General features: G+C 66.4%; 10 protein-coding genes and 1 tRNA gene. 3 read left to right on the top strand and 8 right to left on the bottom strand.

The genetic code is table 11. The annotated features are described in order from the left end of the window. The first annotated feature begins 97 nt into the window (after positions 1 to 97). The gene (locus G7045_RS07455) at positions 98 to 1,081 is read left to right on the top strand and encodes an IS481 family transposase (RefSeq protein WP_166159055.1); all 984 of its coding nucleotides are present in this window, start codon (positions 98 to 100) and stop codon (positions 1,079 to 1,081) included. 165 nt (positions 1,082 to 1,246) lie between these two features. On the opposite strand, the gene G7045_RS07450 is transcribed toward G7045_RS07455, so the two are convergent. The 3 genes from G7045_RS07450 to G7045_RS07440 form a co-directional block, all read right to left on the bottom strand. Further along, positions 1,247 to 1,320: transfer RNA gene (locus G7045_RS07450), tRNA-Gly, on the bottom strand. Positions 1,321 to 1,331: 11 nt separating this feature from the next. Beyond that, positions 1,332 to 4,367, bottom strand: coding sequence for an EAL domain-containing protein (locus tag G7045_RS07445; RefSeq protein ID WP_166159054.1), 3,036 nt, complete (start codon positions 4,365 to 4,367; stop codon positions 1,332 to 1,334). Between the two features lie 78 nt (positions 4,368 to 4,445). Beyond that, positions 4,446 to 5,948 carry an NAD-dependent succinate-semialdehyde dehydrogenase gene (locus G7045_RS07440; RefSeq protein WP_166159053.1) on the bottom strand — a complete coding sequence of 501 codons (1,503 nt, stop codon included), beginning with the start codon at positions 5,946 to 5,948 and terminating at the stop codon, positions 4,446 to 4,448. Between the two features lie 133 nt (positions 5,949 to 6,081). Here G7045_RS07440 and alaS point away from each other — a divergent pair, with 133 nt between their 5' ends. Next, on the top strand, positions 6,082 to 8,715 hold the full coding sequence (alaS, locus tag G7045_RS07435) for an alanine--tRNA ligase (RefSeq protein ID WP_166159052.1): 2,634 nt from the start codon (positions 6,082 to 6,084) through the stop codon (positions 8,713 to 8,715). A 73-nt stretch (positions 8,716 to 8,788) separates the two neighbouring features. Here the strand turns inward: alaS and G7045_RS07430 are convergent, their stop codons facing one another. The 4 genes from G7045_RS07430 to G7045_RS07415 are packed head-to-tail and all read right to left on the bottom strand — an operon-like array spanning position 8,789 to position 12,525. Continuing rightward, positions 8,789 to 9,823 carry a GGDEF domain-containing protein gene (locus G7045_RS07430; protein ID WP_166159051.1) on the bottom strand — a complete coding sequence of 345 codons (1,035 nt, stop codon included), beginning with the start codon at positions 9,821 to 9,823 and terminating at the stop codon, positions 8,789 to 8,791. 19 nt (positions 9,824 to 9,842) lie between these two features. After that, on the bottom strand, positions 9,843 to 10,571 hold the full coding sequence (gene trmB / locus G7045_RS07425) for a tRNA (guanosine(46)-N7)-methyltransferase TrmB (RefSeq protein WP_166159050.1): 729 nt from the start codon (positions 10,569 to 10,571) through the stop codon (positions 9,843 to 9,845). Then, entirely contained in the window at positions 10,571 to 11,521 is a 951-nt protein-coding gene (gene gluQRS, locus G7045_RS07420; protein WP_166159049.1) for a tRNA glutamyl-Q(34) synthetase GluQRS, read from the bottom strand. Before gluQRS ends, trmB begins: the two co-directional genes overlap by 1 nt. 11 nt (positions 11,522 to 11,532) lie before the next feature. After that, entirely contained in the window at positions 11,533 to 12,525 is a 993-nt protein-coding gene (locus G7045_RS07415; protein ID WP_166160387.1) for an NAD(P)/FAD-dependent oxidoreductase, read from the bottom strand. A gap of 201 nt (positions 12,526 to 12,726) precedes the next feature. Between G7045_RS07415 and G7045_RS07410 the strand changes: the two genes are divergently transcribed. Further along, the gene (locus G7045_RS07410) at positions 12,727 to 13,140 is read left to right on the top strand and encodes an OsmC family protein (protein ID WP_166159048.1); all 414 of its coding nucleotides are present in this window, start codon (positions 12,727 to 12,729) and stop codon (positions 13,138 to 13,140) included. 76 nt (positions 13,141 to 13,216) lie between these two features. Here the strand turns inward: G7045_RS07410 and G7045_RS07405 are convergent, their stop codons facing one another. Further along, on the bottom strand, positions 13,217 to 14,050 hold the full coding sequence (locus G7045_RS07405) for a MinD/ParA family protein (RefSeq protein ID WP_166159047.1): 834 nt from the start codon (positions 14,048 to 14,050) through the stop codon (positions 13,217 to 13,219). Positions 14,051 to 14,057 lie beyond the last annotated feature (7 nt).

Below are 14,057 nucleotides of genomic sequence, written 5' to 3'. Positions count from 1 at the left end.
TCTCGTGTGATCATATACCCCACAGGAGTTGGGCATTCTTCCAAGCAAGAGAGGTAATGCGCAACGTGGTGGAATCCTTCAAACAGGAGCAATCGACATGAGCCAAGTGCACGCGCAAGCACGAACCACACCGCGTACGAGAGCCGAGATTAAAGCTTCGTCAGCATCGATTGCAGAACTGGCCGATCGCTACAACATCAACCGTGCGACAGCACGCAAATGGAAGCACCGAGACAGCCCGGATGATCTCTCGCACCGTCCGCACACGCTGCATACCACGCTCTCGCCCGTGCAAGAGGCCATCGCTGTGGAGCTGCGCCGCCTGCTGTTTCTGCCCCTGGATGACCTGCTGGCGGTGGTGCGAGAGTTTGTGAACCCGCAGGTCTCCCGTGCAGGTCTGGATCGTTGCTTGCGCCGCCACGGTGTCTCCAGTTTGCGTGAACTTCAGGCCCAGGCCCAGGCCGACGCAGGCACTGCTGACAAGCCCGTCAAGACCTTCAAGGACTATGAACCAGGCTTTGTGCATGTGGACATCAAATACCTGCCGCAGATGCCCGACGAGCGCCAGCGGCGCTATCTGTTCGTGGCCATAGACCGGGCAACGCGCTGGGTGTTCATGCACATCTATGCCGACCAGAGCGAGGACTCCAGCGTGGACTTCCTGGAGCGTCTGGAGCGTGCAGCACCCATGAAGATCGTCAAACTACTCACCGACAACGGCAGTCAGTTCACGGATCGGTTCACGAACAAAAAACGCGAACCCAGCGGGCGGCACAAGTTCGATGTGCGCTGCAAGGCGTTGGGCATTGAGCACCGGCTGTGTCCGCCGCGTCACCCACAGACCAACGGCATGGTGGAGCGCTTCAACGGGCGTATCAGCGAAATCGTCAGGCAAACGCGCTTTGCATCGGCAGCGCAGCTGGAGGCCACATTGATGAACTACGTCAAAACCTACAACCACCAGATTCCACAGCGTGCACTCAAGCACGTTTCACCCGTTCAGGCGTTGAAGGATTGGTATGCAAAAAAGCCGGAATTGTTCAAGAAGCGTGTTTACAAACAGGCGGGACTTGACACATAGCTGTCACGGTTTGAGTGAAGCTGCGGCTGATTCGGACGGGAGTGCTTTCTTCTTCACTGGCAATCCACTCATGCGCAGGAATCTCGCACATTATTTTTTGTTGCTTTTTTGCCAGTTTGCACTAGCTGCAGGGCGCTTTCGCTGGAAGTGCCTGGAAAGTCGATTTGGAGCGGGTGAAGGGAATCGAACCCTCGTATGAAGCTTGGGAAGCTGCCGTTCTACCATTGAACTACACCCGCGAAGCCTCGCATTATAGGGCCGGGCGTGGGGCCAGCGCGGGATGCTCGGCCTGCGGTTTGTCCAGGTGGTAGCCCTGCACCATGTCCACGCCCATGGCCTGGAGCATGTGCAGGGTGGCTTCGTCTTCGACGAATTCGGCCACCGTGTGCTTGCCCATGCCGTGGGCGACTTCGATGATGGAGCGCACGAATGCCTGGTTGTCCCGATCCTGGGGCAGGTTGCGGATGAACAGGCCGTCGATCTTGAGCACGTCCACGCGCAGCTGCTTGAGGTAGGCAAACGAGGCAAAGCCGGTGCCGAAGTCGTCCAGGCAGATGCTGCAGCCGTTGTGGCGCAGGGCGGCGATGAAGCGCTCGGCGTCGCTCAGGTCGGAGATGGCGGAGGTTTCCGTCAGCTCCACCAGCAGGCGCTGCGGGCGTACGCCCTGGGCCTGCAGTTCGTCGCTGATGTAGGCGGGCAGCTGTGGGTCGTCGAATGAGCGCCCCGAGATGTTGATGGCCAGTGCCGGCAGCTGGGGGTGTGTGGCCAGCACGCGCACGCTCTCGCGGATGACCCAGCGGTCGATGTCGAGGATTTTGTTGGTTTTCTCGGCGTGGCCGATGAATTCTGCCGGGGCAATCAGGCGCGTGGGGTCGGACTCATCGACCATGCGGATGAGGGCTTCGAGGTGCGCGAGCTCGCCGGTCTGGGCGTGGTACACGCCCTGGTAGTGCAGGCGCAGCCGCCCGTGTGTGAGGGCCTGGGCGATGCGCTCGCTCCAGGCCATGCGCGTGACCATTGCCTGCGAGCCATCGCGGTCGGCGCGGTAGCGGTTGATGCGGTTCTTGCCGCTGGCCTTGGCCTGGTACATGGCGGCGTCGGCGTGCGCGAGCAGCTCTTGGGCGTCGCTGGCGTCGCCGGGGCAATGCGCCAGGCCCAGGCTGCTGCCCAGGCGCAGCGTTTGCTCGGCAATGTGCAGCGGCGTTTGGGCGATGGCCTGTTGCACCTGCACTGCCAGCTGTTCGCCGTCGTCGGCGCTGGCGTAGGGCATGAAGATGGCGAATTCGTCCCCGCCCAGGCGGCACAGGATGTCGCCCTCGCGCACCACGGTGCGCACGCTGCTGGCTACGCGCACGAGCAGCTGGTCGCCGGCCTGGTGGCCGAAGGTGTCGTTGACGTATTTGAAATCGTCCAGGTCAAAGCACAGCAGGGCTGCGGGCTGCGGTTCACGGCCCGTGGTGGTGAAAAAGCGTTCGAGCGCCTGCTCGAAGCGGCTGCGGTTGTACAGCCCGGTGAGCGCATCGTGCTCGGCCAGGTGCAGCAGCTGCTCGGTGGTGCGCCGCTTGTGCGTGACGTCCTCGCACACCCAGAGCCGGCCCATGGGGTGGTTGTGGGTATCGCGCACGGGGTAGGCGTCAAGCTGCAGGCTGCGCCCATCGTGCAGCTCCAGCGCCATGTGCCCGTTTTCTTGCGGCTGCGCCAGGATGTGCTGCAGCTGCTGGGTAAAGCGCTCGCTTTGCTGCAGCTGCGGCGTGATGGCAGCAAGAACGCGGCCTTCGGCACGGGAATGGCTCAGGGCGTCTTTGGCCAGACCCCACAGGCGCAAAAATTGTGCGTTGCTGTAGGTGACGTGGCCCTGGGCGCTGGCAAACAAAATGCCTCTGTCCATGGCACCGAGCAGGGCCAGCAGCCGGGTGCGCTCCTCGTGCAGGCGGCCCAGGGCCTGGGTGCGTTCTTGCACCTGCTGCTCTAGCGCCTGGGCGTGCTCGGCTTGCAATTGGCGCTGCTGCTGCAGCTCGGCGGCCATGGTGTTGAAGGCTTGCGCCAGGTGGCCGATTTCGTCGTGGTTGTGGATGGGCAGGCGCTGCGGGGCCTGGCCCTGGCCCAGCGCATCGACGGCCTGGGTCAGCTGCTCCAGCGGCAGCGTGACTTGTTCGCGCAGCTGCTCGCGCAGCGCCCATAGCCCTGGCAGCAGGGCAACGGTGCCCACGCCGAACAAAATGGCCAGCCCCAACAGCAGCAGCTGGTTGACCTGCGCCTGCGGCAGCAGCATGACCTGGTACCAGCCTGGCCCCCGAATGCTCGACCAGGCCACCCAGTGGCTGCCGTCTGCCGTGCGCTCCACGCCTTGGCCTCCTGGGCTGGCTGCGAGCAGGCTTTGCACCTGCAGCAGCAGGGGGTCGTTGAGGCTGGCCATGTCGAGTCGGCCATCGGCGGCGGCAATGCGCTGGCGCAGTTGCGGGTGGGCGATGAGGTGTCCGGTGTTGTCGATGATGAGCTGCTGGCTGGGGCCGTCTTCGCCGGCGGCGACGGCGTCGATCAAGGTTTGCACCGACAGGTCGTGCCCCACCGTGCCCACCCAGCGCCCTTGCCAGTCCAGCGGGGCGATGACTGACACCATCCAGGTTTGCGCTTGCTGGTCGAGGTACACCGGTGTCCAGAAAATTTTGCGCTCGGGGTTGCGTGCTGGGTCGGCGCCGCGCATGGTGGGGTAGTTGGCGTTGCTGGCCTGGGCGTCGGCGTTGCCGCCCCAGTCGATGTCGTGGGCGTACACCATCAAACCGTCTTCCACAAAGTCCATATAGACCGAGAAGAACGGCGGCACCAGGGCCGGCCCCTGCTCGCGCAGCAGCTCGTAGCTGACGACGGCGCGCAGCCGCGTGGATGCGTCCGGCCCCTGTGCGCCGGCGTGCAGGTAGAGGGTGGGGGCGTGTTCGGGATCGACCTTGTCGGGCCGCAGGCGCCACAGGCCATCGGGGCTGCGGGCAAACAGGCGGTCAAAGCGTTCGGGTATGGAGCGCTCCGTGGCCTGCGCGTCCAGGCGCTGCACCAGCGCCAGGCGTAGGCGGCGCACGCTGTCGTCGGCCTGCTCAAAGAGTTTTTCGCTGGCCTCGGCCTTGAGCTGCACCATTTGCTGCAGCACCAGGGGCACGATCTTGCCCGCGCTCAGGTGCAAGGCGGCGTAGCCCAGGGCCGAAAGCAGCAGCAACAGCACCAGAAACAGCCCCCAGATACTCAGGGACAGGCGCTGGGTGATGGCGTAGCGCTTGGTGGGGGCGGTGGGCAAGAGGGGGGCTCGTCAGGCTGGAAGAATGCTCGATGCTATCGAAAAATTCAGCCGCATAGGCAGGCTCTGTGCAGGCATTTATTGCGGTACGTCACCGAGCACGTTGCCCAAGCAGAGGTATTTGCTCTCCAGGTATTCGTCCAGCCCAGCTTGCCCGCCCTCGCGCCCCAGGCCCGACTGTTTGACGCCGCCAAACGGCACCTGCTCCGATGAGATCAGCCCGGTGTTGACGCCCACCATGCCGTACTCCAGCGCTTCGCCCACGCGCAGTATGCGGCCCATGTCGCGGCTGTAGAAGTAGCTCGCCAGGCCGAATTCGGTGGCGTTGGCGGCAGCCACGGCCTCGGCCTCGGTGTCAAAGCGAAAAATGGGTGCCAGCGGGCCGAAAGTTTCCTCGCTTGCGCAGCGCATGGCGGCGTGGGCGTCGGCCAGCACCGTGGGGGCGTAGAAGGCGCCGCCGCCGGGCAGCTGCAGGCGCTGGCCACCCGTGACCAGGCGTGCACCCAGGGCCAGGGCGTCGTCGATATGCGCCTGCACCTTGGCCAGCGCCGCTTCGTCGATCAGCGGCCCGATCTGCACCCCCGGCGTCAGGCCGTTGCCAACCTGGGCCGCCTGCACCCGGGCGGCCAGGCGGGCGACGAAATCTTCGTAAATGCCGCTTTGCACGTAAAAGCGGTTGCTGCAGACGCAGGTCTGGCCGGCGTTGCGGTATTTGCTGGCAAAAGCGCCTTCGACGGCGCTGTCGAGGTCGGCGTCGTCAAAGACGATGAAGGGTGCGTTGCCCCCGAGTTCGAGTGCGAGTTTTTTGACCGTGGGCGCGCATTGCGCCATCAAGATGCACCCGACCTCGGTCGAGCCGGTGAACGAGAGGTGGCGCACCACCGGGCTGGCGCACAGCACCTGGCCGATGGCGACCGATTGCGCGCCGTCGGCGCTGAGGACGTTGAGCACGCCCGCTGGCAGGCCGGCGCGCTGCGCCAGTTCGGCGGCGGCGAGGGCGGTGAGCGGGGTTTGCTCGGCAGGTTTGATGACCACGGTGCAGCCCGCTGCCAGCGCAGGCGCCACCTTGCGCGTGATCATGGCCAGCGGAAAGTTCCAGGGCGTGATGGCCGCGCATACGCCGATGGGCTGGCGCAGCACGAAGATGCGCTTGTTGGCATCCCAGGCCGGCAGGCTCTGGCCGTTGGCGCGCTTGGCCTCCTCGGCATACCACTCGACAAAGCTGGCGCCGTAGGCCACTTCGCCGCGTGCTTCGGCCAGGGGTTTGCCTTGCTCGGCCGTCATCAGCAGCGCCAGATCGTCCTGGTGCGCCAGCAGCAGATCGAACCAGCGCCGCAGCAGCTGGCTGCGCCCCTTGGCGCCCAGGGTGCGCCAGGCGGGGCCGGCGGCTTCGGCGGCGGCAATGGCATCTTGCGCCTGGGATGCGCCCAGGTTGGCCACCTGCGCCAGCAGCTCGCCGGTGGCCGGGTCGTGCACGGCAAAGCGGGTGCTGCCAGCCTGCCATTGGCCGCCAATGAGTGCCTCGGTGCGCAGCAGGCCCGGGTCTTGCAGCAGGGACAGGGGCGAGGCAGGTGTGGGCATGGCGGGGCTCCAGAACGGCAAAGGCGCCAGCATACTGCTGCAGGCAGCGCTGGTGAGGGGCGAAATCTATAATCGCAGGTTCGTCCCCACGGACTGGCGCCGCCTGGGCGCGCCCCGCACACACACTCTGACCATGAGCACAACCCCTTTCTCCGTTGCCGACATTCGCAAGTCTTTCCTGGACTTTTTTGCCTCCAAGGGCCACACCGTGGTGGCTTCGAGCCCCTTGGTGCCGGGCAACGACCCGACGCTGATGTTCACCAACAGCGGCATGGTGCAGTTCAAGGACGTGTTCCTGGGCACGGACAAGCGCAGCTACGTGCGCGCAGCCAGCGTGCAAGCGTGCCTGCGCGCCGGCGGCAAGCACAACGACCTGGAAAACGTGGGCTACACCGCACGCCACCACACGTTTTTTGAAATGCTGGGCAACTGGAGCTTTGGCGACTACTTCAAGCGCGAGAGCATCGAGTGGGGCTGGGAGCTGCTGACCAAGGTGTACGGCCTGCCCGCTGAGCGCCTGCTGGCCACCGTGTACCACGAGGACGACGAAGCCTACGACATCTGGCACAAGGTCATCGGCCTGCCGCCCGAGCGCATCATCCGCATTGGCGACAACAAGGGCGGCAAGTACAAGAGCGACAACTTCTGGATGATGGCCGACACCGGCCCCTGCGGCCCCTGCTCGGAAATTTTCTACGACCACGGCGCGCACATCCCCGGCGGCCCCCCGGGCAGCCCCGATGAAGACGGCGACCGCTTCATCGAAATCTGGAACCACGTGTTCATGCAGTTCGAGATGCACGAGGACGGCAGCCTCACCAAGCTGCCCGCCCCCTGCGTGGACACCGGCATGGGCCTGGAGCGCCTGGCCGCCATCTTGCAGCACGTGCACAGCAACTACGAGATCGACCTGTTCGCCGCGCTCATCCAAGCCGCTGCGCAGGCCACCGGCTGCCAGGATGTGGCCAACCCCTCGCTCAAGGTGATTGCCGACCACATCCGCGCCACGGCGTTTTTGGTCAGCGATGGCGTCATCCCCAGCAACGAGGGCCGGGGCTACGTGCAGCGGCGCATCATCCGCCGCGCCATCCGCCACGGCTACAAGCTGGGCCAGAAGACGCCGTTCTTCCACAAGCTCGTCGCGCCGCTGGTGGCGCAAATGGGCGCAGCCTACCCGCGCCTGGCCGAGCAGCAACAGCGCATCACCGAGGTGCTGCGCGTGGAAGAAGAACGCTTCTTCGAGACCCTGGCGCATGGCATGGAGATTCTGGACAACACCCTCTCTGGCGATGCCAAGGTGCTGCCCGGCGACGTCGCCTTCAAGCTGCACGACACCTACGGCTTTCCGCTGGACCTGAGCAACGACGTGTGCCGCGAGCGCGGCGTGACCGTGGATGAGGCGGGCTTTACCGCCGCCATGCAGCACCAAAAAGACACTGCCCGCGCAGCAGGCAAGTTCAAGATGGACAAGGCGCTGGACTACCAGGGCGCAGGCAACGCATTCACCGGCTACGAGCAGCTGGCCGATGCTGCAAAAATCGTAGCGCTTTACGCAGACGGGACAAGCGTTACCAGCCTTAAAGCCGGTCAAAACGGCGTTGTCGTGCTCGACCGCACGCCGTTCTACGCCGAAAGCGGCGGCCAGGTGGGCGACCAGGGCGTCATCAGCGCCACAAACGCCACCAACGCCCGCTTTGCCGTGCAGGACACGCAAAAAATCAAGGCCGACGTCTATGGCCACCACGGCGTGCTGGAGTCCGGCAGCCTGAACGTGGGCGATGCCGTGCAGGCCGAGGTGGACACCGCGCTGCGCGCCGCCACCGTGCGCAACCACTCCGTCACCCACCTCATGCACAAGGCGCTGCGCGAGGTGCTGGGCAGCCATGTGCAACAAAAGGGCAGCCTGGTCAACGCCGAGCGCACGCGCTTTGACTTCACGCACAACGCGCCGGTGAGCGACACGCAAATCCGCGAGATCGAGCGCCGGGTGAACGAGGAAATCCTGGCCAACGCCGCCACCCAGGCGCGGGTGATGGACATCGAAAGCGCGCAGCAAACCGGCGCCATGATGCTGTTTGGCGAGAAGTACGGCGAGACCGTGCGCGTGCTCGACATCGGCAGCAGCCGCGAACTGTGCGGCGGCACGCACGTGGCGCGCACGGGCGACATCGGCCTGTTCAAAATCGTGGCCGAAAGCGGCGTGGCCGCTGGCATCCGCCGCGTGGAGGGCGTGACCGGCATGAACGCACTGGCCTGCCTGCAAGGGCTGGAAGCCACCGTGGCCCAGGCCGCTGGCACGCTCAAGGCACCTGTGGCCGAGCTGTCGGCGCGCATCACCGGCACGCTCGAACACATCAAGGCGCTGGAAAAAGAACTCGCCCAGCTCAAGGGCAAGCTCGCATCCAGCCAGGGCGACGAACTCGCCACCCAGGCGGTGGACGTGAAGGGCCTCAAGGTGTTGGCCGCCAAGCTCGACGGCGCCGATGCCAAGACCCTGCGCGACACCATGGACAAGCTCAAGGACAAGCTCAAGAGCGCCGCCATCGTGCTCGCCGCCGTCGATGGCGACAAGGTGCAGCTGGCCGCCGGCGTCACGCCCGACGCCGTGGGCAAGCTCAAGGCTGGTGAGCTGGTCAACTTCGTCGCCCAGCAGGTGGGCGGCAAGGGCGGCGGCAAGCCCGACATGGCCATGGCCGGCGGCACCAACCCCGCCGCGCTGGCGCAGGCGCTGGCCACTGTGCAGGGCTGGGTGAGCGAACGCGTGTAAGCGCGCTCAGGTTGCTGCAGAGCAAAAAGCCCCCCGGTGGCGATGCCGGGGGGCTTTTTGTATGTCAGCGGGGTTAAAACAGCTCGACGTCGTCGTGCGCCACTTGCTGGCGCAGGTGGCCGCTGGCGATCAGGTCGTTGTAGTAGCGCACCTGGTTGCGGCCGTTTTCCTTGGCAAAGTACAGCGCCTGGTCGGCTTGGCCGAGGATTTCAACCGGTGAGCCGCTGTGTGTGCCGACGAAGCCTATGCTGACCGTGACGTGCCCCACCTGCGGAAAGCTGTGCGCCTGCACCAGGGTGCGAAAGCGCTCGAAGGCGCTGCGCGCCGTGGCCAAGGTGGCGTTGCGCAGCAGGACGACGAATTCCTCGCCGCCAAAGCGAAACACCCGGTCGCGGCTGCGAAAGGAGCTGCGCAGCAGGTTGGCCATGAGGATTAGCACCTCGTCGCCGTAGAGGTGGCCAAAGCGGTCGTTGACTTGCTTGAAATGGTCGATGTCGATCACCGCCAGCCACTGCAGCAGCGGGCCGTCGCTGTCGGTGTCCATGGCGTCGGCTGCTTCGGCTATGGCAGCGGCGGCGGCCTGGCGGGCGAATTGCTCGTCGAAGGTCTTGCGGTTGAGCAGCCCGGTGAGGGCGTCGCGCTCGCTGTAGTCGAGCAGGCTTTGGTAGTTTTTATAAACCTGAAAAACCCCCAGGATGACGTCGAGCCGGCGCGGTGAAATCGCGCGCGACTGTGTGATCTCCAGGCAGGTGTGCACCTTCTCGCCCACCCACACGGGCAGCCATAGCATGTAGCGTCCCCGGCGCGGGGCGTGCTGGGCGCTGGCGCTGCGGTTGTTGATGCATTGCTGCAGGTCGGGGTGGGCGCTCAGGGGTTGACTGCAGGCGTCCAGGGCGGCCTCGGTGTCGGTCGATTGCAGCTGCCCATCGGCATCGCGCCAGGTGCGCGGGCGCACCCAGGTCTGGTCGTCGCGGCTGTAGAGCTCCAGCGCACGGATGTCGATCACCCCCGGCAGTGCCAACAAGGTGGAGAGCACCGACAACTCAAGCCGCAAATGGTCGCGCAGGCCGGTCATTTCGACCAGGTTCTGAAGAATGGGTTTTTTCATCGTCGGTGTCTTTGTTGTTTTATGGGCGGCGCACAAACACCAGATCCCAAACGCCGTGGCCCAGGCGCAGGCCCCGATTCTCGAACTTGGTCAGGGGGCGGTAGGCGGGCTGGGGGGCGTAGTCGGCGGCGCTGTTGTGCAGCAGTGGTTCGGCGCTGAGGACTTCGAGCATTTGCTCGGCGTAGGGCTGCCAGTCGGTGGCGCAGTGCAGGTAGCCGCCGGGTTTGAGGCGGGCCGCGAGCTTGGCCACCAGTGGCGGCTGGATCAGGCGGCGCTTGTGGTGGCGCTTTTTGTGCCAGGGGTCGGGAAAGAAGATGTGCACGCCGTCCAGGCTGGCCGGCGCGAGCATGTGTTCGAGCACCTCGACCGCGTCGTGCTGCACGATGCGGATGTTGTGCAGGTTTTGCTCGCCAATGCGCTTGAGCAGCGCGCCCACGCCGGGCTCGTGCACCTCGCAGCACAGGAAGTTGTCGTTCGGGCGTACACCGGCGATGTGCGCCGTGGCGTCGCCCATGCCAAAGCCAATTTCCAGGATCAGCGGTGCGCTGCGGCCAAAGGCGGCCGGGGCGTCGAGCAGGGTGTTTTGGTAGGGCAGCAAAAAGCGCGGGCCGAGTTCGGCAAAGGCTTTGCTTTGGCCGCTGGTGGTGCGGCCGGCGCGCAGTACGTAGCTTTTGATGGCCTTGGGGTGGGCCACATCGCTGGGGGGCAGGCCGCTGGGGGCCGGGAGAGTTGTTGTATCGGTATCCATCACGCGGCAGATTGTAAGTAATTTCCCCAGGCGGCCACCCAGTACGCGAGTGCGTCTGTCAGTTTCATGCCAGCGGCGGCGGCGGCGGGCAGGCCCAGCGCCTGCGCCGCCTGCTGCAGCGCAGCCAGCGGATCGGACAGGTCGAGTGCGGGCGCGCCGTGTTGTTTGGAGAGTTTCTCGCCGTCGGCAGTGAGCACCAGCGGGCTGTGCAGGTACTGGGGGTGGGGCGCGCCCAGGGCGTGCTGCAGCAGCAGTTGGCGCGGGGTGTTGTCGGCCAGATCGGCGCCGCGCACGATGTGCGTCACGCCCTGGGCGGCGTCATCGACGACCACGGCGAGCTGGTAGGCCCACAGGCCATCGGCGCGTTGCAGCACGAAGTCGCCCACGCTCTGCGCCAGGCACTGCTGCTGCGCACCCAGGCGCCGGTCGTGCCAGTGCAGGGTTTTTTCTGCTATAAAAAAAGGAGCTGCTTGCGCTTGCCTGGTAAGCGCTGGAGCCACTTTTTGTTCATATTCGACGGTGCGAAAGCGCCACGCGCGGGCGCTGCGCCCGTGCAGGCCCTGGCGGCAGGTGCCGGGGTAGGGGCGTTCGATGTGGCGCTGGTGGGCCAGGCCCTGCGCGGCCCAGGCGGCCTCGATGTCTTTGCGCGTGCAGGCGCAGGGGTAGGCCCAGCTGGCGGCTTGCAGCTGCGCCAGGGCCTGGCTGTAGAGGGCGCCGCGCTGCGATTGCCACAGTGGCGGGGCATCGGGCTGCAGGGCGCAGGCGGCGAGCTGGGTGAGGATGAAGTCGCCCGCGCCGGGGGTGCAGCGCGGCGGGTCGATGTCTTCGATGCGCACCAGCCAGCGCCCGCCGTGCGCGCGCGCGTCCAGCCAGCTCGCCAGTGCGGCGACCAGCGAGCCCGCGTGCAGCGCGCCGGTGGGCGAGGGGGCGAAGCGGCCGATGTAGCCCATGCCGCAGGCGGTTAGCGCGCAGCCAGTGCCAGCTCCAGCCCGCTGACGAAGGCGTCTTCCACGCGCTGGCCCAGGCACCAGTCGCCACAGGCGCCCAGGCCGGCCTGGGCGTCCCAGAGGTGGCTGCGGCCCAGGGGGGTGCGCGTTTGCGCATGGCGCCAGCGGCGCAGGTCGCTCCAGGCGGGCTCGGCGTGGATGCCGGTGACTTCGGCAAAGGCGCGCAGCAGCTTGGCTTGCACGCGCTGCGGGCTGTCGCCAAAGTGTTCCTCGGACCAGGCGGGGCTGGCCTGCACCGTCCAGCGCTCGACCTGGCTGCGCCCGGGTTTGGACGATTCGCGTGCCAGCCAGCTGATGCGGTGGTGCGTGCTGCGCGCGGCGTTCCACTGCGGCCCCAGCGTGGTCAGGCCCGGCTGCGCGGCCTGGGGGAAGGCGAGCATGAGCGTCCAGCAGGGCGCAAGTGCAATGGGCGCCAGGGGCGCGGCCAGGGCGCTGGCGCTGGCGGGCAGCAGCGCGTGGGCCACTGGCGCCGGCAGGGCCAGCAGCACGGCGTCAAAGCCGGCGTGCACGCTGCGGCTGCCGTCCGGGCCTTCGCACTGCAGTTGCCAGGCTTGTGGGCGCAGGCGGTCGGGCTCGATCTGCTGCACCTGCTGGTGGCAGTGCAGGGCGCCCGCGTCGATCAGGGGCTGGGCCCAGCTGAGCACCAGCGACTGCATACCGGGCTGGGCGACCCAATGCGCTTCGCGCGCCTCGGTGGCGGTGACCTGGCCGTTGGCGTCGAGCACGCGCAGGCTGCTGGCGCTCCAGGGGCGGCACAGGCCGGAAACGGTTTCAAGGGCGCGCTCAAAGCGGGCGTCACGCACGGTGAAGTACTGCGCGCCGGTATCGAAGGGGCCAAACGGGCTCTCTTGCGTGCCCATGCGGCCGCCGGCGCTGTCCTGGCGCTCAAACACTTGTACCTCGTGCCCGGCCTGCACCAGGGTGCGGGCGCAGGCCACGCCTGCCATGCCGGCGCCGACGATGGCGTAGCGGCGGGCTGTGCCGGCAGGGGCAGAAACGGTCTTCACAACGGAGTCAGACATGCCAATCCTTTCGTAGAGCGCATGGGGCCACTCTACACGCCCACCAGGGGCTTGGCAGGCAAAGCGGGCGCGTTTTTTGTCCTGGGCGCTACAGTGGCTGCTTTGGTTTTTTGGAGGTGATGACAGATGAGCGCGATCCATTTGCAGCGTGTGCCCGATACGGCCATGGCCCAGATTTTGCAGGTGCGCCACCATGCGCTGCGCATCGACGGCACCGCCACCGAGGGCGGCGACGATACCGGCCCCAATCCGCACGACCTGTACGACGCCGCCCTGGGCGCGTGCAAGGCGCTGACGGTGCTGTGGTACGCCCGCAAAAAAGGCATGGAGGTGCACGACGTGCGCACCGAGGTGCAGCGCGACGCCAGCGCCGAGCGCAGCGGCACCTACCGCCTGGCGACCACGCTGCACATCAGCGGTGTGCTCACCGACGCGCAGCTCGCTGAGCTGCAGGCGGTGGCGCAAAAATGCCCGGTGCACAAGCTGATGACGCAGGTAACGACCGAGATCAGCACCACGGTGCAGCGCCTGGAGGGCTAATTTCAGGCATAAAAATAGCTTCTAGCGCTTATTGGGTAAGCGCTAGAAGCTATTGTTTTAATAGCACTTGGGGGGGCTAGTTCAGCAGCGTGGTTTGAATTTTGCTCGCTAGCTGCGCCACGGCGAGGGCGGCGGGGCTGCCGGGCGCGCCTTGCATGAGCAGCTGGCGGCGCATGACGGCTTCGCGCACGGCGCTGTCAGCGGGGATGTCGCCCAGGTGCAGCAGGCGCACGGGGCGGCCGGAGTCGGTGGTGACGAAGCGATTGAGCACCTGCTGCAGCTGGCTGGTGATGGCGCGGCCATCGCCCGCGCGCGCCGCCTGGTTGACGATCAGGCGCAGGTGCTGGCGCTTTTGCTGCGTGGCCAGCACTTTGATGGCGGCGTAGGCGTCGGTCAGCGAAGTGGGCTCGGGGGTGGCGACGATCAGCACCTCGGCGGCGAGCGAGACGGCGAACAGTACGACGTCGGAGATGCCGGCGCCGGTGTCGAGCAGCACGACGTCAAAGCGCGGCGTGAGCGTTTGCAGCACGTTGATGAACTGGTTGCGCACCTCGGGCGTGAGGCGCGAGTACTCGACCATGCCCGAGCCGGCGAGCAGCACGGAGAAGCCGCCGGGGGCTTCGATCACGGCCTCGTCGAGCGAGGCGCGGCCTGTAAAAACGTCGTGCAGCGTGATCTTGGGGTGCAGGTTGAGCACCACGTCGAGGTTGGCCAGGCCCAGGTCGGCATCGAGTACCAGCACCTTGAGGCCGTGGCGCGTCAAGGCCGCCGCCAGGTTGGCCGAGACAAAGGTTTTGCCGACGCCGCCCTTGCCGCTGGTGACGGCAATCACGTGGGCGCCGGCAGCCGAGCCCAGCGGGCCTGGGGCCTGCGCGGAAGGGGGGAAGGGGGTCAGGGGTGCGTCGCTCATCTCGGTC

It is taken from the genome of Acidovorax sp. HDW3, assembly GCF_011303755.1.
Classification (GTDB): domain Bacteria; phylum Pseudomonadota; class Gammaproteobacteria; order Burkholderiales; family Burkholderiaceae_C; genus Paenacidovorax.
This window is presented reverse-complemented; position numbering and strand designations above follow the sequence as displayed.